This is a genomic window from Knoellia sp. S7-12 (genome assembly GCF_040518285.1).
In the GTDB taxonomy this organism is placed as follows: Bacteria; Actinomycetota; Actinomycetes; order Actinomycetales; family Dermatophilaceae; genus Knoellia.
In genome coordinates this window covers 2,073,726-2,091,306 of the sequence record NZ_CP155449.1, presented here as the reverse complement: position 1 = coordinate 2,091,306, position 17,581 = coordinate 2,073,726, and the positions used below count along the sequence as shown (strand labels likewise).

General features: G+C 67.3%; 18 protein-coding genes. 3 read left to right on the top strand and 15 right to left on the bottom strand.

Going from position 1 to position 17,581, the window contains the following annotated elements:
- Positions 1-73: 73 nt before the first annotated feature.
- Positions 74-1,672: an ABC-F family ATP-binding cassette domain-containing protein gene (locus V6K52_RS10020; protein ID WP_353949972.1), complete on the bottom strand. Its 1,599-nt coding sequence runs from the start codon at positions 1,670-1,672 to the stop codon at positions 74-76.
- 131 nt (positions 1,673-1,803) lie between these two features.
- On the opposite strand from V6K52_RS10020, the gene V6K52_RS10015 reads away from it, so the two are divergent.
- Positions 1,804-2,700 (top strand): neutral zinc metallopeptidase, encoded by an 897-nt coding sequence (locus tag V6K52_RS10015; RefSeq protein ID WP_353949971.1) that lies wholly within the window; start codon positions 1,804-1,806, stop codon positions 2,698-2,700.
- A gap of 49 nt (positions 2,701-2,749) precedes the next feature.
- On the opposite strand, the gene V6K52_RS10010 is transcribed toward V6K52_RS10015, so the two are convergent.
- Genes V6K52_RS10010 through V6K52_RS09955 form a run of 12 tightly spaced genes read right to left on the bottom strand, consistent with a single transcriptional unit; the run spans position 2,750 to position 12,000 of the window.
- Positions 2,750-3,109 carry a hypothetical protein gene (locus tag V6K52_RS10010; protein WP_353949970.1) on the bottom strand — a complete coding sequence of 120 codons (360 nt, stop codon included), beginning with the start codon at positions 3,107-3,109 and terminating at the stop codon, positions 2,750-2,752.
- A gap of 27 nt (positions 3,110-3,136) precedes the next feature.
- Positions 3,137-3,670 (bottom strand): acVLRF1 family peptidyl-tRNA hydrolase, encoded by a 534-nt coding sequence (locus tag V6K52_RS10005; protein WP_353949969.1) that lies wholly within the window; start codon positions 3,668-3,670, stop codon positions 3,137-3,139.
- A 28-nt stretch (positions 3,671-3,698) separates the two neighbouring features.
- Positions 3,699-4,028, bottom strand: a complete 330-nt coding sequence (locus V6K52_RS10000; protein WP_353949968.1) for a metal-sulfur cluster assembly factor — start codon at positions 4,026-4,028, stop codon at positions 3,699-3,701.
- Entirely contained in the window at positions 4,025-4,528 is a 504-nt protein-coding gene (gene sufU / locus V6K52_RS09995; protein WP_353949967.1) for a Fe-S cluster assembly sulfur transfer protein SufU, read from the bottom strand. The genes V6K52_RS10000 and sufU overlap by 4 nt, the downstream gene beginning before the upstream one ends.
- Positions 4,528-5,832: a cysteine desulfurase gene (locus tag V6K52_RS09990; protein ID WP_353949966.1), complete on the bottom strand. Its 1,305-nt coding sequence runs from the start codon at positions 5,830-5,832 to the stop codon at positions 4,528-4,530. Before V6K52_RS09990 ends, sufU begins: the two co-directional genes overlap by 1 nt.
- A 12-nt stretch (positions 5,833-5,844) precedes the next feature.
- A complete protein-coding gene (sufC, locus tag V6K52_RS09985) occupies positions 5,845-6,618 on the bottom strand; it encodes a Fe-S cluster assembly ATPase SufC (RefSeq protein WP_353949965.1) in 774 nt (257 codons plus the stop codon).
- A gap of 3 nt (positions 6,619-6,621) precedes the next feature.
- The gene (locus V6K52_RS09980; RefSeq protein ID WP_353949964.1) at positions 6,622-6,981 is read right to left on the bottom strand and encodes a non-heme iron oxygenase ferredoxin subunit; all 360 of its coding nucleotides are present in this window, start codon (positions 6,979-6,981) and stop codon (positions 6,622-6,624) included.
- On the bottom strand, positions 6,978-8,150 hold the full coding sequence (gene sufD, locus V6K52_RS09975) for a Fe-S cluster assembly protein SufD (RefSeq protein ID WP_353949963.1): 1,173 nt from the start codon (positions 8,148-8,150) through the stop codon (positions 6,978-6,980). The genes V6K52_RS09980 and sufD overlap by 4 nt, the downstream gene beginning before the upstream one ends.
- Complete coding sequence (sufB, locus tag V6K52_RS09970; RefSeq protein ID WP_353953702.1) at positions 8,150-9,568, bottom strand: Fe-S cluster assembly protein SufB; 1,419 nt, start codon at positions 9,566-9,568, stop codon at positions 8,150-8,152. The genes sufD and sufB overlap by 1 nt, the downstream gene beginning before the upstream one ends.
- Positions 9,565-10,308 (bottom strand): helix-turn-helix domain-containing protein, encoded by a 744-nt coding sequence (locus V6K52_RS09965; protein WP_353953701.1) that lies wholly within the window; start codon positions 10,306-10,308, stop codon positions 9,565-9,567. Before V6K52_RS09965 ends, sufB begins: the two co-directional genes overlap by 4 nt.
- Before the next feature lie 55 nt (positions 10,309-10,363).
- Positions 10,364-11,338, bottom strand: coding sequence for a CDP-diacylglycerol--serine O-phosphatidyltransferase (gene pssA / locus V6K52_RS09960; RefSeq protein ID WP_353953700.1), 975 nt, complete (start codon positions 11,336-11,338; stop codon positions 10,364-10,366).
- Positions 11,311-12,000 (bottom strand): phosphatidylserine decarboxylase, encoded by a 690-nt coding sequence (locus V6K52_RS09955; protein WP_353953699.1) that lies wholly within the window; start codon positions 11,998-12,000, stop codon positions 11,311-11,313. Before V6K52_RS09955 ends, pssA begins: the two co-directional genes overlap by 28 nt.
- A gap of 34 nt (positions 12,001-12,034) precedes the next feature.
- On the opposite strand from V6K52_RS09955, the gene V6K52_RS09950 reads away from it, so the two are divergent.
- A complete protein-coding gene (locus tag V6K52_RS09950) occupies positions 12,035-12,748 on the top strand; it encodes an ABC transporter ATP-binding protein (protein WP_353953698.1) in 714 nt (237 codons plus the stop codon).
- Positions 12,745-13,506 (top strand): ABC transporter permease, encoded by a 762-nt coding sequence (locus tag V6K52_RS09945; protein WP_353953697.1) that lies wholly within the window; start codon positions 12,745-12,747, stop codon positions 13,504-13,506. Before V6K52_RS09950 ends, V6K52_RS09945 begins: the two co-directional genes overlap by 4 nt.
- 152 nt (positions 13,507-13,658) lie before the next feature.
- Here V6K52_RS09945 and V6K52_RS09940 read toward each other — a convergent pair whose 3' ends face one another.
- A complete protein-coding gene (locus tag V6K52_RS09940) occupies positions 13,659-15,107 on the bottom strand; it encodes a M28 family peptidase (RefSeq protein WP_353953696.1) in 1,449 nt (482 codons plus the stop codon).
- 97 nt (positions 15,108-15,204) lie between these two features.
- Positions 15,205-17,247 carry a M4 family metallopeptidase gene (locus tag V6K52_RS09935; RefSeq protein WP_353953695.1) on the bottom strand — a complete coding sequence of 681 codons (2,043 nt, stop codon included), beginning with the start codon at positions 17,245-17,247 and terminating at the stop codon, positions 15,205-15,207.
- Positions 17,248-17,581: the final 334 nt, after the last annotated feature.

The window sequence follows — 17,581 nt, the reverse complement described above, 5'->3', positions numbered from 1 at the left end:
TTCCGACGGTGCCCGAGGGCCACACGTTTCAAGCGTACGAGTCGGCACCGACAGGGCGCCTCCACGGCAAGCGTCAGGCGAGGTTGACGAGGTCCTTGTAGTCGGGACCCCACAGGTCCTCGACACCATCGGGCAACAGCAGGATGCGCTCGGGCTCGAGGGCGTCAACCGCGCCCTCATCGTGCGTCACGAGGACGACGGCACCCTTGTAGGTCTTGAGGGCACCGAGGATCTCGGCGCGCGACGCCGGGTCGAGGTTGTTGGTGGGTTCGTCCAGAAGGAGGACGTTGGCCGACGACACGACGAGGAGAGCGAGCGACAAACGGGTCTTCTCTCCACCAGACAGCACGCCGGCGGGCTTGTCGACGTCGTCGCCGGTGAAGAGGAACGACCCGAGGGTCTTGCGCACGTCGGTCTCGCCGAGCTCCGGTGCGGCCGACTTCATGTTGTCGAGCACGGAGCGGTCGACATCGAGGTTCTCGTGCTCCTGGGCGTAGTAGCCGATCTTGAGGCCGTGTCCGGGCTCGACCTGGCCGGTGTCGGGCGCGTCCACGCCAGCAAGCATCCGCAAGAGCGTCGTCTTGCCGGCACCGTTGAGACCCAGCACGACGACGCGCGAGCCGCGGTCGATGGCGAGGTCGACATCGGTGAAGATCTCGAGGGAGCCATAGGAGCGGGACAACCCGCTCGCGCGCAGCGGCGTCTTGCCGCACGGGGAGGGGTCCGGGAAGCGCAGCTTGGCCACGCGGTCCGTGACCCGCTCGGTCTCCAGGCCCGACAGGAGACGCTCGGCGCGACGCGCCATGTTCTGGGCGGCCACGGTCTTGGTGGCCTTGGCGCGCATCTTGTCGGCCTGGGCCATGAGCACCCCGGCCTTCTTCTCGGCGTTGGCCCGCTCGCGCTTGCGCCGACGCTCGTCGGTCTCGCGTTGCTGGAGGTAGGCCTTCCAGCCGAGGCTGTAGATGTCGAGTTCGGCTCGGTTGGCGTCGAGGTGGAAGACCTTGTTGACGACCGCGTCGAGCAGCTCCACGTCGTGCGAGATGACGATAAGCCCGCCCTTGTAGCCCTTGAGATGGTCACGCAGCCACACGATCGAGTCGGCGTCGAGGTGGTTGGTCGGCTCGTCGAGCAGCAACGTCTCGGCGCCGGAGAAGAGGATGCGCGAGAGCTCGATGCGTCGTCGCTGACCACCAGAGAGGGTGGCGAGGGTCTGGTCGAGGTGGCGCTCCTCGAGCGCCAAGGCTGAGGCGATCGACGCGGCCTCGGACTCCGCGGCATAGCCACCAGCGGCGTGGAACTCGCCCTCGAGGCGCCCATAGCGGCGCATGGCCTGCTCGAGCTTCTCTCCTGTCTGCTCGGCCATGGCCAACTCGGCGGCGCGCAGGTCGCGCACGATGCGGTCGAGGCCACGCGCGGACAGGATGCGATCGCGCCCGGTGACGTGGAGGTCACCCGTGCGGGGGTCCTGCGGCAGGTAGCCGACCTCACCGGTGCTCTGCACCGTCCCGGCAGCGGCTTGTCCCGCGCCTGCGAGCACCTTGGTGAGAGTGGTCTTGCCGGCGCCGTTGCGGCCGACGAGGCCGATCCGGTCTCCGGCGGCCACCCGGAAGGAGACGTTGTCGAGGAGGAGTCGGGATCCTGCGCGCAGCTCGATAGCGGCAGCAGTAAGCACAGGAAAGTCCTTCGTCGGGGGAAAACTGAGTTGGATCGTGAGGCGCACCGCTGACGCACCGCGGGCCTTTCGACCTTTAGTCTAGGTGGGCCGTGCTCCGCACGGAAAACGCGATACATGGGAGGCCTTGGATGAGCTTCAACGACGGTGTCGGTCTCGACACCTCGCAGGTGGAGTCCGGCGGCGGTGGCGGTGGCCCCGGAGGCATCGCCGTGGGTGGTGGGCTCGGCGGCATCATCCTTCTCATCCTCGGCCTGATCTTCGGTATCAACCCCTCCGACCTCCCCACGGGCGGCGGGTCGGCCGGCACCAGCCAGGAGCAGGTCGAAGGCACGAGCACGGGCGGCGACGCCTTCGAGCGCTGCAAGACCGGCGCTGACGCCAACGCCGACGTCGAGTGCCGGGTCATCGGCACTGTGAACTCGCTCAATGCCTTCTGGACCGCCGAGCTCCCCCGCTACCAGAAGCAGTGGGTTCCGGCCAAGACCGTCCTCTTCAAGGGCACGACGCAGTCGCAGTGCGGCACCGCGAGCAACCAGGTCGGGCCGTTCTACTGCCCGCTCGACCAGAAGATCTTCATCGACGCCGACTTCTTCGCGATCCTCGAGAAGGACTTCGGGTCCGACGGCGGCGCGCTCGCCCAGGAGTACGTCGTTGCCCACGAGTACGGCCACGCCCTCCAGGACCAGCTCGGACTCCTCGGGCGCGCCCAGCAGGACCCGCAGGGTGCCAACAGTGGTGCCGTCAAGATCGAGCTCATGGCCGACTGCCTCGCAGGTGTATGGGCCCAGGCTGCCTCGACGACCGAAGGTCCCGGCGGCGAACCCTTCCTCAAGCCGCTGACCGAGGCCGACATCAAGAGCGCCCTCTCCGCAGCTTCGGCTGTCGGTGACGACCGCATCCAGGAGAAGACCCAGGGTCAGGTCAACCCCGAGGCGTGGACCCATGGCTCCGCCGAGCAGCGCCAGCGCTGGTTCCTCCAGGGCTACAGCAAGGGCGACCTCAACCAGTGCAACACCTTCGGCTGAGCCGCTTGACCGGCATCGTCTGACGCAGTCCCCTCACCCCGGGTTCGGATCAGTCCGGCCTGGGGTGAGCCTTGTCCAGCTCCTGCAGCAAGCGGTGCGCGGCCAGCTCGACCTTCTTGTGTCGCCACTGCGAGGCTCGATAGACGCAGGCGATCAGGGCGCTTCGGTGAACCCTGTCGAAGTCGCCGAAGGCGAAGGCGTGACGCGCCTTGGTCTCGTCGCTGGCGTCGTCGGTGAGGCCCAGGTGCCACGCCGCGTAGTCGTCCCAGTCGTGCCTGTCGAGGAACGTGTTCTGGGCGTCGGCGTCGGGCTGGGCATCTCCCCAGTCACTCTCGAGGACGACCTTGCCTGACTCGATGAGCTCGCGGCAGCGCTTCACCGCGGCCTTGTTCACGCTGTAGCTGGCCATCTCCCCATCATGGCCCCGCCAACCCGATCAGTCCCGTCCGGGACCGTCGTCGATGCGAACCTCGACGCTGCGTGCTCGTCGCACAACCTCGTCGAGTACGGCCCGTCGCGGGTCACCGATGTTGTGGAACTCGCGCCTGGGCAGGTCCCCCACAAACACCGTTCGTGGATCCTCCAGGACTTCCCCCACGAGGGTCTTGTCCCCACCAACGACCAAACCCGTGGGTATGCCGGCCGGCACGATGCGCAGGAAGTGCTCGGTCACAGCGCGGACCAGTTCGTCGGCCTGGTTGCCGCGCCGTCGCGCGAACCGCTGCTGCGACCATCCACCGGCAGCCGTGCGCGACTGGACGTGACGCGTCCCCACCTTGTGCAGGACGAGAGCGGACCCCTCGACGTGCGCCACGGCATACCCACCGCGTCGGATCAGCAGGACGGCCAGGTGAGGGTGATCGAAATGCGAAACCCCGACGATCCGCTGGGGACCGTCGGGATTGGCGGCATCGAAACGCTCGCGCCAGGCGGGATACCGCTCGGGCGCGACCTCGACGACGCGACTCACGTGGTGTTCAGGCTCAGATGTTGACGGCTCAGAGATTGAACCCGAGGGCGCGAAGCTGGTCGCGACCGTCGTCGGTGATCTTGTCCGGACCCCACGGCGGCATCCAGACCCAGTTGACGCGGTAGGACGACACGAGTCCCTCGAGCGACTGCTGGGTCTGGTCCTCGATGACATCGGTGAGCGGGCAGGCCGCCGACGTCAGGGTCATGTCGATGACGGCGTGGTTCTGGCCATCGACGGTGATGCCGTAGACGAGGCCGAGGTCGACGACGTTGATCCCTAGCTCGGGGTCGACGACATCGCGCATGGCCTCCTCGACGTCGGCCACATTGACCGGTGCGTTGGTGGTCTCACTCATGACGTTCCTTCCACGGACTTCACAGGTTCTTGCGCGGGCGGAGTGGTGGTCACCGTGGCATTTCCACGACCACTCTGGTGCAACGCGTCAGTGAACGCCATCCATCCCAGGAGGGCGCACTTGACGCGTGCGGGGTACTTGCCGACACCGGCGAGGGCGACACCGTCACCGATGACCTCTTCGTCGCCGGGGTCCTCACCCTTGGAGGTGAGCATGGCCTTCATCGCCTCGAAGGTCACGAGGACCTCGCTCAGCGGGCGACCGATGCTCTCCTCAGCGAGGATCGACGTCGAGGCCATGCTGATCGAGCAGCCGAGCGCGTCGTAGGAGATGTCCTCGACGATGGCCGCATCTCCTTCTCCAACGACGTGGATCCGCATGGTCACCTCGTCCCCGCACGTCGGGTTGACGTGGTGCACCTCGGCCTCGAACGGCTCGCGCAAACCAGCATGCTGCGGGCGCTTCGAGTGCTCGAGGATCAGTTCTTGAAACAGGTCCATCAGCTGGCCACTCCGTAAATCTGCGGAACGCGGTCGAGCGCGTCGAGGAGGGTGTCGACTTCGTCGAACGTGTTGTATGCCGCGAAGCTGGCTCGCGTCGTCGCCGCCACCTTGAAGCGGCGGTGCAGCGGCCACGCGCAGTGGTGACCGACACGGACGGCGACACCGGCGCTGTCGAGCACGTGCCCGACGTCGTGGGCGTGGACGCCGTCGACGACGAATGCGACGGTGCCACCACGGGATTCGAGGTCAGTCGGGCCGACGACGGTGATCCAGGAGCGCGTGGCGAGACCGGCGAGCAGCCGCTCAGTGAGGGCCAGCTCGTGCGCGTGGATGCGCTCGATCCCGAGCTCGTTGATGTAGTCGACAGCTGCTGCGAGGCCGATCGCCTGCGCGGACATCGGGACCCCGGCCTCGAAGCGCTGCGGTGGCGGCGCATAGGTGCTGCCCTCCATGCGGACCATCTCGATCATCGAGCCACCGGTGAGAAATGGCGGCATGGCCTCGAGCAGTTCGCGGCGCCCCCAGAGGACGCCGATGCCGCTCGGACCGAACATCTTGTGGCCAGAGAAGGCAACGAAGTCGACGCCATGCGCGCTGAGGTTCTCGACGTCAACACTGAGGTGCGGCACCGACTGGCAGGCGTCGAGGACGACGACTGCACCGACCTCGTGGGCTCGCTCGGCAATCTCGCTGACGGGGTTGACCGTGCCGAGGACGTTGGACGCGTGAACGAGGGCGACGACCTTGGTGTGCTCGTTGATGAGCTCGCCCAGAGCGCTGAGGTCGAGCCGACCGTCGTCGGTGACGGGGATCCACCGCAGCGTGGCGCCGGTGCGACGACAGAGCTCCTGCCACGGCACGAGGTTGGCGTGGTGCTCCATCTCGGTGATGAGCACCTCGTCGCCCTCGCCGAGCGCAAACCGCTCGCTGCCCGGGATGCCCGGGTGCGGCGAGTTCGAGAACGCGTAGGCGACCAGGTTGAGCGACTCCGTCGCGTTCTTGGTGAAGACGACGTCCTGCGCCTGCGCCCCGATGAACGCCGCGATGCGCTCACGGGCACCTTCGTATGCCGCCGTCGCCTCTTCGGAGAGTGCGTGTGCCCCGCGGTGCGGCGCAGAGTTCAGGCGCTCATAGAAGTCACGCTCCGCGTCGAGGACCTGGACCGGCTTGTGGGAGGTCGCGCCCGAGTCGAGATAGACGAGCGACGCACCGTCACGCACAGTGCGCGCAAGGATCGGGAAGTCGGCCCGGATGCGGGCTACTTCCTCAGCGGTGAACGGCGTACTCAACGGCTCAGGCATTTGAGCCTCCAATCACGCGGTCGTGACGGTCGCGGGTGCGGTCTGAAAGCGGTCATAGCCCTCGGCCTCGAGGCGGTCGGCGAGCTCGGATCCACCCTGCTCGGCGATCTTGCCGTCGACGAAGACGTGCACGAAGTCGGGCTGGATGTAGCGCAGGATCCGCGTGTAGTGCGTGATGAGCAGAACGCCCGAACCCGTGGCCTCCTTGGCGCGGTTGACGCCCTCGGAGACGATGCGGAGCGCGTCGACATCGAGGCCGGAGTCGGTCTCGTCGAGGATGGCGATCTTGGGCTTGAGCAGCTCCATCTGGAGGATCTCGTGACGCTTCTTCTCGCCACCGGAGAAGCCCTCGTTGACCCCGCGCTCGGACACGGCCGGGTCCATCTTGAGGTCGGTCATGGACTGCTTGAGTTCCTTGACCCACGTGCGGAGCTTGGGGGCCTCGCCGTCGATCGCGGTCTTGGCGGTGCGCAGGAAGTTGCTCACCGTCACGCCGGGGACCTCGACGGGGTACTGCATCGCGAGGAAGAGCCCGGCGCGGGCGCGCTCGTCGACACTCATCGCGAGGACATCCTCACCGTCGAGGGTGACGGTGCCGCTGGTGACGGTGTACTTGGGGTGACCGGCGATGGAGTAGGCGAGGGTCGACTTGCCCGAGCCGTTGGGGCCCATGATCGCGTGGGTCTCGCCCGAGTTGATGGTCAGCGTGACGCCGCGGAGGATCTCCTTGGTGCCCTGCTCGGTGTCCACCGTGACGTGGAGGTCCTTGATCACAAGGGTGCTCATATTTCAGTTCTCCTCAGCGACGGCGACGAAGACGTCACCGTTCTCGATCTTGACGGTGTGGACGGCGATGGGGACGGTCGCCGGGGGGCCGGACGGTGTGCCGGTGCGGATGTCGAAACGTGAGCCGTGGAGCCAGCACTCGAGGGTGCAGCCGTCGAGCTCGCCCTCGGAAAGCGACACATTGGCGTGGCTGCAGATGTCGTCAACGGCGTGGACATCGCCGTCCTCGGTGCGGACGATGGCGACCGTCCGGCCGTGGATGTCTGCCGCTGCGGCTCCCACGGTGGGGAGCTCGTCAAGGGAGCAGACACGCGTGAAGACAGCCGAGCTGGACCGTGTGGCGGCTCCGGTGACCTCGCTCATGCGTTGGCCTCCAGCTCGCGGTCGATCGCCTCCATGAGGTGCTCCTCGATCTCGGGCACGCCGATGCGACCGATGATCGAGGCAAAGAAGCCACGCACGACGAGTCGTCGGGCGGTGTCCTCGTCAATGCCACGAGCCTGCAGGTAGAACAGCTGCTGGTCGTCGAATCGGCCGGTGGCAGAGGCGTGTCCGGCTCCGGCGATCTCGCCGGTCTCGATCTCGAGGTTGGGCACGGAGTCGGCGCGAGCGCCGTCAGTGAGGATGAGGTTGCGGTTGAGCTCGTAGGTGTCGGTGCCCTCGGCGGCTGCGCGGATGAGGACGTCACCGACCCACACCGTGTGCGCACTGTCGCCCTGGAGAGCGCCCTTGTATTCGACGTTGGAGCGACAGTGGGGCGCCTCGTGGTCGACGAACAGCCGGTGCTCCTGGTGCTGTCCTGCGTCGGCGAAGTAGACGCCGAGCGCTTCGAACGAACCGCCGGGACCGGCATACGAGGCATTGGTGTTGAGCCGCACGATGCCGCCACCGAGGGTGACCGCGATGTGGCGGACCTTGGCGTCACGGCCGACGACGACGTCGTGCTGCCCGAGGTGCAGGGCGCTGTCGGCCCACTCCTGGACCGTGACGACGGTGACGTCGGCTCCGTCGCCGACGACGACGGAGAGCAGCTCGGAGTACTGGGCGTCGCCCTCGTGACGCAGGACGACGGTCGCCCTGGCGAACTTGCCCACGCGAATGACGGTGTGTCCGTGGGACAGCCCGCCGTCACCGGTGAGCAGCAGGCGCACGGGCTCGGCGAGCTCGGCCTCGGCCGGGACGTCGAGCACGGTGATCGACTCGGCCTGGGCGGTCGCGACGACGGCAGCGCGGTCAGCCGGCTTCGGCGCAGCACTCCCCTGCCACTCCTCACGAGAGAGCGACGAGACGGTCACGCCGTCGGGCAGTGACTCCTCGCGGCGTAGGGCCGTGCCGGCCGTCTCGGCAAACAGGGCCTGGAGACGGTCGACGGGAGTGAACCGCCACTCCTCCTCGCGACCGGACGGGACCGGGAAGTCCGCCACGGCATACGAGGTGGTCCGCTCGGCGCGGGACTGATCGGGGACGAAGGCAGCGGCGGAGTCCACATGGGCTCCAGCGGCGGGGTTCTTCTGGGGGGTCAGCAGGCTCATCAGCCGACTGCTCCTTCCATCTGGAGCTCAATGAGGCGGTTCAGCTCGAGGGCGTACTCCATGGGGAGTTCCTTGGCGATGGGCTCGACGAAGCCGCGCACGATCATCGCCATGGCCTCGGTCTCTGACATGCCTCGGGACATGAGATAGAACATCTGGTCCTCGGACACCTTGGAGACGGTGGCCTCGTGGCCCATCGTCACGTCGTCCTCGCGGATGTCGACGTAGGGGTAGGTGTCGGAGCGGCTGATCGTGTCGACGAGCAGGGCGTCGCAGACGACGCTCGACTTGGAGCCGTGTGCGCCCTCCATGATCTGGACGAGGCCGCGGTAGGACGTGCGGCCACCGCCACGGGCGACCGACTTCGACACGATCGTCGAGGAGGTGTTGGGGGCAGCGTGGACCATCTTGGAACCGGCGTCCTGGTGCTGGCCCTCGCCAGCGAAGGCGACGGAGAGCGTCTCGCCCTTGGCGTACTCGCCCATGAGGAAGACCGCGGGGTACTTCATCGTCACCTTGGAGCCGATGTTGCCGTCGATCCACTCCATCGTCGCGCCCTCGGCGCAGGTCGCGCGCTTGGTGACGAGGTTGTAGACGTTGTTGGACCAGTTCTGGATCGTCGTGTAACGCACGCGGGCGTTCTTCTTGACGATGATCTCGACGACGGCCGAGTGCAGCGAGTCGGACTGGTAGATCGGCGCGGTGCAGCCCTCGACGTAGTGCACGTAGGAGCCCTCGTCCGCGATGATCAGCGTCCGCTCGAACTGGCCCATGTTCTCGGTGTTGATCCGGAAGTAGGCCTGCAGCGGGATGTCGACGTGGACGCCCGGCGGGATGTAGATGAACGACCCACCCGACCAGACGGCGGTGTTGAGCGCGGCGAACTTGTTGTCACCGGCGGGGATCACCGACGCGAAGTACTCGCGGAACAGGTCCTCGTGCTCGCGCAGGCCCGTGTCGGTGTCGACGAAGATGACGCCCTTCTCCTCCAGGTCCTCGCGGATCTGGTGGTAGACGACCTCGGACTCGTACTGAGCCGCGACGCCGGACACGAGGCGCTGCTTCTCTGCCTCGGGGATGCCGAGCCGGTCGTAGGTGTTCTTGATGTCCTCGGGCAGGTCCTCCCAGGAGGTGGCCTGCTTCTCGGTCGACTTCACGAAGTACTTGATGTTCTGGAAGTCGATGCCGGTGAGGTCGCTCCCCCACGTCGGCATGGGCTTCTTGTAGAACAGGCGCAGCGACTTCATGCGGAGGTCCTCCATCCACTGCGGCTCACTCTTGCGCCGCGAGATGTCGAGGACGACCTCGTCATTCAGTCCGCGACGGGCGTTGGTGCCAGCGGTGTCGCTGTCTGCCCATCCGAAGTCGTAGCGCCCGATGTCTTTGAGACCGGGGTTGAGTTCCTCGATGGTGCTCATCGCGTGGACCCTTCTGTTGAAAGCTCAGACTTGGTGGGGACGAACGTCGTGCACACGTGATCACCGTGCGCGAGTGTTGCGAGTCGTTGGACGTGCACGCCGAGCAGGCGCGAGAACGCGTCCGTTTCAGCGTCACAGAACTGAGGAAATTCCCGGGCGGCGTCCTGAACCGGGCAATGACCCTGACAGAGCTGTATGCCGGACAGTCCGGAGACCGCGTTGGATCCCTTTGCTGCCCCGTGGTTTTCACCCATCGGGCGTGCTGACGCGGCGAAGCCGTCGCGCGTGAGCGCGGCGACCAGGGCCTCGACCCGAGCGGCAGTGTCGGTGCCTGCCGCAGCGAGCTCTGCGGCATATTTCTCCTCGAGGAGACCGACGCGGGACTCGGCGAAGCGCCGCACCGCCTCCTCGCCCACCTCGGCGGACAGGAAACGCAGGGCCTCGGTCGCGAGGTGGTCGTAGTCGGAATCCAGCGCCTGGTGACCGCCCTCGCTGAGGACGAAAGAGCGGGCCGGACGACCTCGACCACGGCTGGAGGCCACCGCGACCTCGCGCTCGTCGATGAGTCCGGACTCGGTGAGGTTCTCGAGGTGACGCCGCACGGCCGGGACGGTGAGGCTCAACTCATCAGCCAGTGCCGTGGCGGTCACCGGGCCGTGCTCACTGATGGCCTGCAGGACCCGGTCGCGCGTGCGCGACTCGAGGACCAGAGGCACTCCAGTGCTGGCCGGGATATTCACAACGACAATGTTACGTAATTGCGCAACCCCCGTGAAACGAAGGTGATCCTAACCTTCAGCGGTTGTTGCCGTCGGCGTCCGCGTCGCTGCCGCCGTCGCCGTCGCCGTCGCCGCCGTCGTCTTCATCATCGTCCGTGTCCGGCAGGAAGACCGATGGCATGCGTTCGCGCCGGGGGGCCACGGAGTCAGGACCGAGCAGGCGCTCCCGCAACGGTGCCGTAAGGACACCGAGCGGCGCCTGGAGGATGTAGCCGTAGCCGATGACGAGCCCGGTGAGGCCTGGGCTGAGGGCCAGACCCACCACGACGGCCAGCACGGCGAGGCCGGTGGTGATCCACCCTGCTCGACCCGTGGGTGCGAGCAGGTTACGGAACGACCGGAACCGGATCGACGTCACCATGAGCACCGCCGGGACGAAGCTCACGATGACCGGCACGATGAGGGAGGCGTCGTAGCCGCCTGCCTTCGGTTGGTTGAGAGCAAAGATCGTCGCCATGATGACCGCCGCCGCCGCCGGGCTGGGCAGCCCGACGAAGTAGCGCTTGTCCGCTGTCGGGTCGACGGTGACGTTGAACCGCGCGAGCCGGAAGGCGGCACAGCCCAGCCAGAAGAACGCCGCCAGCCAGGAGAGCACCGGGTAGTCCGGCAGTGCCCAGGTGTGCACGAGGATGGCTGGCGCGAACCCGAACGCGATGAGGTCGGCCAGAGAGTCCATCTGCAGACCGAACGGCGACGTCGCCCCGACCAAACGGGCCACCCCACCGTCGGCGATGTCCATGACGATCGAGACCGCGATGAGGATCGCGGCGAGCGTGAACTCCCCACGGAAGGCGAGCAGCACCGACGAGAGGCCGCTCATCATGTTGACGATGGTGAAGAGCGTCGGCGCCGTGACGCGCAGGCGCTCACGTTTGCTCAGCTGACGCAGCGAGACGACCTCGGCACCGCTGGGCGAGATGAGCCGCCAGCGGTCAAAGCGGCGGCGACGCCCGGCCTCGTCGCTCACGTGGGCACGACCGAGGACGGCCACCGGGCGATGACGGTCTCGCCGGCGACCACTCGCTGCCCGGCATGCACGAGCAGTCCGACCTCTGGTGGCACGAAGACGTCCATCCTGGAGCCGAACTTCATCAGGCCGATCCGCTGGCCGGTCGCGAGTTCTTCGCCCACGGCGACGCGCGTGACGACGCGGCGGGCCATGAGTCCCACGATCTGCCGGAAGTGGACGACTCGGGTCTGCCCATGGACCTCACGTTCAATGACGAGGTCGGTGCGCTCGTTCAGGTGCGCACTTTCATGCGTGTATGCCGCAAGCCACTTGCCGGGGCGGTAGGTCACCTCGCGCAGCGTGCCGCCGTAGGGCGCCCTGTTGATGTGCACGTCGAAGGCCGACAGGAAGATGCTCACCTGCTGCCACTCCCCCTCCGGTGCCACGCCATCCTGGCCGGGACCGGAATACATGACCTTGCCGTCGGCCGGTGCGACGACGGTGTCGGCGTCAACCGAGCCGCGTGACGAAGTGCCGGCGCCATGGTCCGGACGACGGTCGGGGTCGCGGAAGAACAGTGCCACGGCAGCTGGCAGGACACCGAGGGCGAGTGCCGCTCCCCGCCGTCCGGCGAGGGCCGCCACGAGGGCGGGAACGGCTGCCACGGCGGTGGCCGGGGCGGCCTCGCGGTCGAGGGTGACCATGGGTCTCCTTGGGTTGAGTGCGGTCCAGCCTAAGATGTGCGCCGTGTCTGCAGTCGAGGTCGTGGGTCTGCGCCGAGATGTCGGCGCGGTGCGAGCCGTCGACGACGCATCGTGGTCCGCACAGTCTGGCGCAGTGACGGCAGTGCTCGGCCCCAACGGTGCAGGGAAGACCACGACGATGGAGTGCCTCGAGGGTCTGCAGCGCCCCACGGCGGGCACGGCTCGGGTCCTCGGGGTCGACCCGTGGCGGGCTCCGGCAGAGCATCGGGCTCGCATCGGCGTGATGCTTCAGGACGGCGGACTTCCGGTGACCACGACGGCGCGGCGACTGCTTCGGCACGTTGCTCGATTGCACCGATCCCCCGCCGACGTGGAAAGCCTCATGACCCGTCTCGACCTCGACCGGGTCTCGGACCGTTCGATCCGCCGGCTGTCCGGTGGCGAACGCCAACGTGTCGCCCTCGCGGCAGCCTTGGTCGGCCGCCCCGAGGTGGCGTTCCTCGACGAGCCAACGGCCGGGCTGGACCCGCACGCCCGGCTCGAGGTGTGGGCCCTCATCTCAGAAACAGCGCGCGAGTCAGCAGTGGTCGTGACGACACACTCGTTCGAGGAGGCCGAGCGCCTCGCCGACCACGTCGTCATCATGAACGCCGGCCGGGTCGTTGCCGAGGGCTCACTCGCCGAGGTCTGCGACGGGCACCCCCTCGAAGAGCGCTACTTCGCCCTCACTGCGGGAGGCCGGCGATGAGCGCCCCAACGACAGGAGCAGGTCCGGCGCGACCGATGCAGCGCTGGCTCGCCCAGGCACGCTTCGAGACCGCGACCATCCTCAGCCACGGCGAGCAGCTCCTCGTCGCACTCGTCCTCCCGGCCCTCGCCCTCGTCGCACTCGGGCTGGCCGACGTCCCCGATCTCGGACCCGGACGGCGCATCGACGTCGTCACAGCGGGGGTGTTCGCGCTGGCTGTCGTGTCGACGGCCTTCACCGGGCAGGCCATCGCGACCGGATTCGACCGGCGACACGGTGTCCTGCGATTCCTCGGTGCGAGCCCTCTCGGTCGTGAGGGCCTGCTCATCGGCAAGTTCGCGGCCGTCGGCATCGTCATCGTCGTGCAGCTCGTGGTCCTCGGCGTCATCGCAACACTTCTCGGGTGGCGTCCGGAGCTGTCAGGTGTCCTGCCTGCACTCGTCACCGCCGCGCTCGGTGCCGCCGCCTTCCTTGCGCTTGGCCTGCTTCTCGCCGGGAGGGTCCGCGCTGAGGGCGTGCTCGCCCTGGCCAACCTCGCGTGGGTGCTGCTGCTGGGCCTCGGGGTCCTGCTCCCCACTGACCGGCTCCCGGATGGACTCGCAGGTCTCGCCCGGGCCCTGCCCTCTGGCGCGCTGGGCGACGGGCTGCGGCTGGCCCTGGTCGAGGGCCAGTGGCCCCTCGGGCAGTGGCTCGTCCTCCTGATCTGGGCGCTCGTCGCCGGGCTGGCGGCGGCCCGCTGGTTCCGCTGGTCCGACTGACCTCCGCCTTCCCCTCGGACTGCGCACAACGGTCCGCCCCGATCCTGCGTCTCCCCGGGCCTTCGTCCCTCGACCGGACACAACGATGGGCCGGCACCCGGAGGCGTGCCGGCCCATCGTCGGTCCGTGTCGTCTGAGGCAGGTCTTCCGCTTCAGCTCGTGGTGAGTGCAGTGTCGTCGACGACGAAGGACGTCTGGAGCGAGGAGTCCTCACTCATGACGTACTTCACCGTCACGGTCTTGCCCTTGTATGAAGTGAGGTTGAACGACTTCTGCGCGTAGGTCGCGTTGGCGCCAACGTTGGAGTACGTCGCCAACGTGGTCGTCATGGAACCGTCGACGACCTGGACCTTCACCGTGTCGTAGACCGTGGAGCCGGACTCGGCCGTGTCGGTGCGCAGCCAGAACGACAACGTCGCTGCCGTGACCGTCGACGGGATCGCGACGCTCTGCTGGACCGTCTCGGTCGACGTCGCACCGTTGCCACCGAGCCACGCCTTCCAGCTACCGGTGCGAGCCGGTCGGCTGGTGCTGTTGGTGATCGGGCCAGAAGTGCCGGTCCAGCTCACGGCACCGGACTCGAAGCCCGGGTTCTTCAGCAGATTGCCACCGGTGGGCGGCGTTGTGGTGCCGTAGTCCTTGGCGGCATACAGCCACAGCATGTGACCGATGACGTCGACACCACGGTCGAGCGCGGTCACGTTGATGTTGTTGATGTTGTCGCACGAGGAGTGGTAGCAGGGGTCGAACGCGCGGCCCGCCGTACCGCCCCACTTCGACGCCTGGCTGCTCGACTTGAGCGTCTCGGCACCACTGAAGATGCCGGCCGTGGCAATGCCATAGGACCGGAAGGCAGCATGGTCGCTGCGACCCTGCACGTCGATGTACTCCCACGCGATCCCCTTGGACGTGTACCAGCTCGTGAGCTCGTCACGCGCGGCGTTGCCTGCGGGGTTGTCGTTGTAGACGAAGTAGCCGGGGTTGGGCGAACCGATCATGTCGAAGTTGAGATAGACGCGGATCTTGTTCTTGTCCGTGGTCGACAGGCTGCTCATGTAGTGCTTCGAGCCCAGCAGGCCGAGCTCCTCGGCACCCCAGAACCCGATGCGCAGGCGACTCTTCGCGCTCTGGCCGCTCGCGGCATACGCCAGGGCAGCCTCGAGGACCCCGGCGCTGCCGGAACCGTTGTCGTTGATCCCCGCGCCGGTCGAGACGCTGTCGAGGTGGCCACCGAGCATGACGACGTTGTTGGCGTCACCTACCGGCCACTCGGCGATGAGGTTGGACGTCATCCCGGCTGAGGTGCTGAAGTTCTGGACGGTCGTCGTGTAGCCGGCGGCGTCGAGCTTGCCCTTCACGTAGTTGATCGAGGCGGCGTAGCCGGATCGGCCGGTGTAGCGGTTGCCGCCGTTGGCGGTGGCGATCGACTGCAGCTGGTTGAGGTGCGCCTGGGTGTTGGCCACCGAGATGTCGGGACTGGCAGCGACGGCGGACGCCGCTGCCGGGCGCGCCTGGGTGATCGGTGCCGCTGCCACGAGAGAGGCTGCGGCGAGCGAGGCGATGGCCACCGGCGCGAGGAACTGTCGAATGTGCGAAGGCATGCGAAATCTCCTTGAGGTTGCAGGTTGGTTGCAGCGTGGGTGCAGCGAAGGGCCGGGCCGGCGCTCTGGGTGGAGCGCCGACCCGGCCCGGAATCGCCTAGCTGGTGGCCAGTGCCGTGTCGTCGACGACGAACGACGTCTGCAGGGAGGAGTCCTCACTCATGAGGTACTTCACCGTCACGGTCTTGCCCTTGTATGCCGTGAGGTTGAAGGACTTCTGGGTGTAGGTCGCGTTCGTCCCGACGTTGGAATACGTCGCGAGAGTCGTGGTCGTCGAGCCGTCGACGACCTGGACCTTCATCGTGTCGTAGACCGTGGAGCCGGACTCAGCCGTGTCGGTGCGCAGCCAGAACGACAGGGTCGCTGCGGTGACGGTCGACGGGATCGCGACGCTCTGCTGGATCGTCTCGGTCGACGTCGAGCCGTTGCCACCGAGCCACGCCTTCCAGCTGCCGGTGCGGGCCGGACGACCGGTGTTGTTGGTGATCGGTCCGGAGGTGCCGGTCCAACTCACCGCACCGGACTCGAAGCCCGGGTTGAGGAGCAAGTTGCCACCGGTGGGCGGCGGGGTTGTCGTGCCATCACACTTCTCCGTGCCGACCGGGACCGAGATGGCCGTGAACGCCGCCTCGACCGACTTGCAGGTCTGGCTGGTGGCGCCGTAGAGCTCCTTGGCGGAGGCGATCGCACCGTTGCGGGCGGCGGCATACGTGCTGCCCGAGGTGAGCTTGGTCGACAGGGTGCGGTACCAGACCTTCTCGACGTTGCTGCGACCGGCGCCGATGACGGCCGGAGCGCCTCCACAGGTGGCGCTGTTGTAGCTGACACCGTTGATCGTCTTGGCGCCCGAGCCCTCAGCGGCCATGTAGAACCAGTGGTTCAGTGCGCCCGAGGAGTAGTGCGGGTCGAGATTCTTGGTGTTGGTTGACCAGCAGTCCGGGCTCCGGCCGTCCTTGCTCGGCTTGTCCATGTAGCGCAGGGGCGTGCCATTGCCGTTGATGTCGATCTTCTCGCCGATGAGGTAGTCCCCGACGTCGCTCGAGTTGTTGGCGTAGAACTCCACGGCCGCACCGAAGATGTCCGACGTGGCCTCGTTGAGTCCCCCGGCGTCGCCGCTGTAGTTGAGGTTCGACGTGTTCTCGGTGACACCGTGGCTCATCTCGTGTCCAGCGATGTCGATGGCCGTCAGCGGCTTGGCGTTGCCTGCACCGTCGCCGTAGGTCATCTGGGTGCCGTCCCAGAACGCGTTGACGTAGGCGTTGCCGTAGTGGACGCGGCTGCGAGCGCCGGTGCCGTTGTTCCAGATGCCGGCGCGACCCAGGACCGAGTTGAAGTACGCGTAGGTCTTCTCGGCGCCGTACTGCGCGTCGACGCCCGCGGTCTGACGGCTCGTGGTCGAGCCGTTGCCCCAGATGTTGTCGGCGTCGGTGAACTGTGTGCCGGTGCCCGACGTCGCCCCGTTGAGGTCGGTCGTGTGGTTGCCGACCGAGTCCTTGAGCAGCCAGGAGCTGCCGGACTGAGTCGAGTTGAGCGTGACCTGACCGGAGTACTGCGAGTTCCCGGTGCCGTGCTTGACCTCGTCCCAAGACTCGAGGATCGCGCCGGAGTCGGCGTCGACGAGGGTGTGCAGGCGCGTCGGCGTCTGGTCGGCCTTGATCCCCTCAGTGATGACCTCGTACGCGAGTCGGGGCGACGTGCCGCCGGCCCACACCACGAGTTCGCTCGCGTCGACCTTGGCCGACGCGCTCTTGCGGGCGTTCTTGGTCGCCACGGCTGAAGCCTCTGCGGCGCTCTTCTTGGGCGACGTCGACGTGACTGCGGCCTTGCCGGACGCGTTGAACCGCACGTCCTTCTTGGCGCCGCTCTTGGCCTTCGCGAGGACGAGGTCCCCACCGATCACGCGCAGACCCTTGAAGGTGCGGTTGTAGCGGATGTGCTGCGTGCCGTCCTTGTCCGTCAGGATCGACGTCACGACGAGCTTCTCGTCAGCCGACAGGCCGAGCGCCTTGTGGTCGCCAGCCGGGTCGGCCTTGGCGTTCGAGGTACGGGTTGGCCACGTCGTGTCCGCTCCGAGGGCTTGTGCTCCAGGGACGGCCAGGGACAGGGCCAGAGGAAGGGCCAGGGCAGCGGTAACCGCCATGGCGCCAGTGGATCGTCGAATCACGTCGTACCTCTTCTCGTTCGGACCGCACGGGATGACGTGCGGCCACGGGTGGAAGCGTCGTCCCCCTCCGGAGCGGCCTGGATATGCCGCGGGCTTCGGCGCGATCCTGACCCAACCGGCGGGCTGACGTGCGCGTCAACGAAACTGACCAATCCTTTGCCAAACCCGGACTTTGTCAGCCGCTGGCACATCGACGGTCAAGTGCCGGTCAAGAATTGGTCAAGCACGAGAGGCACGGCGCAGCGCCGACCTGCGGAGATTTTCTCCGCTACAGGCCGGGAGCCACAGGCGATACCCCAGCGAGGGCTGA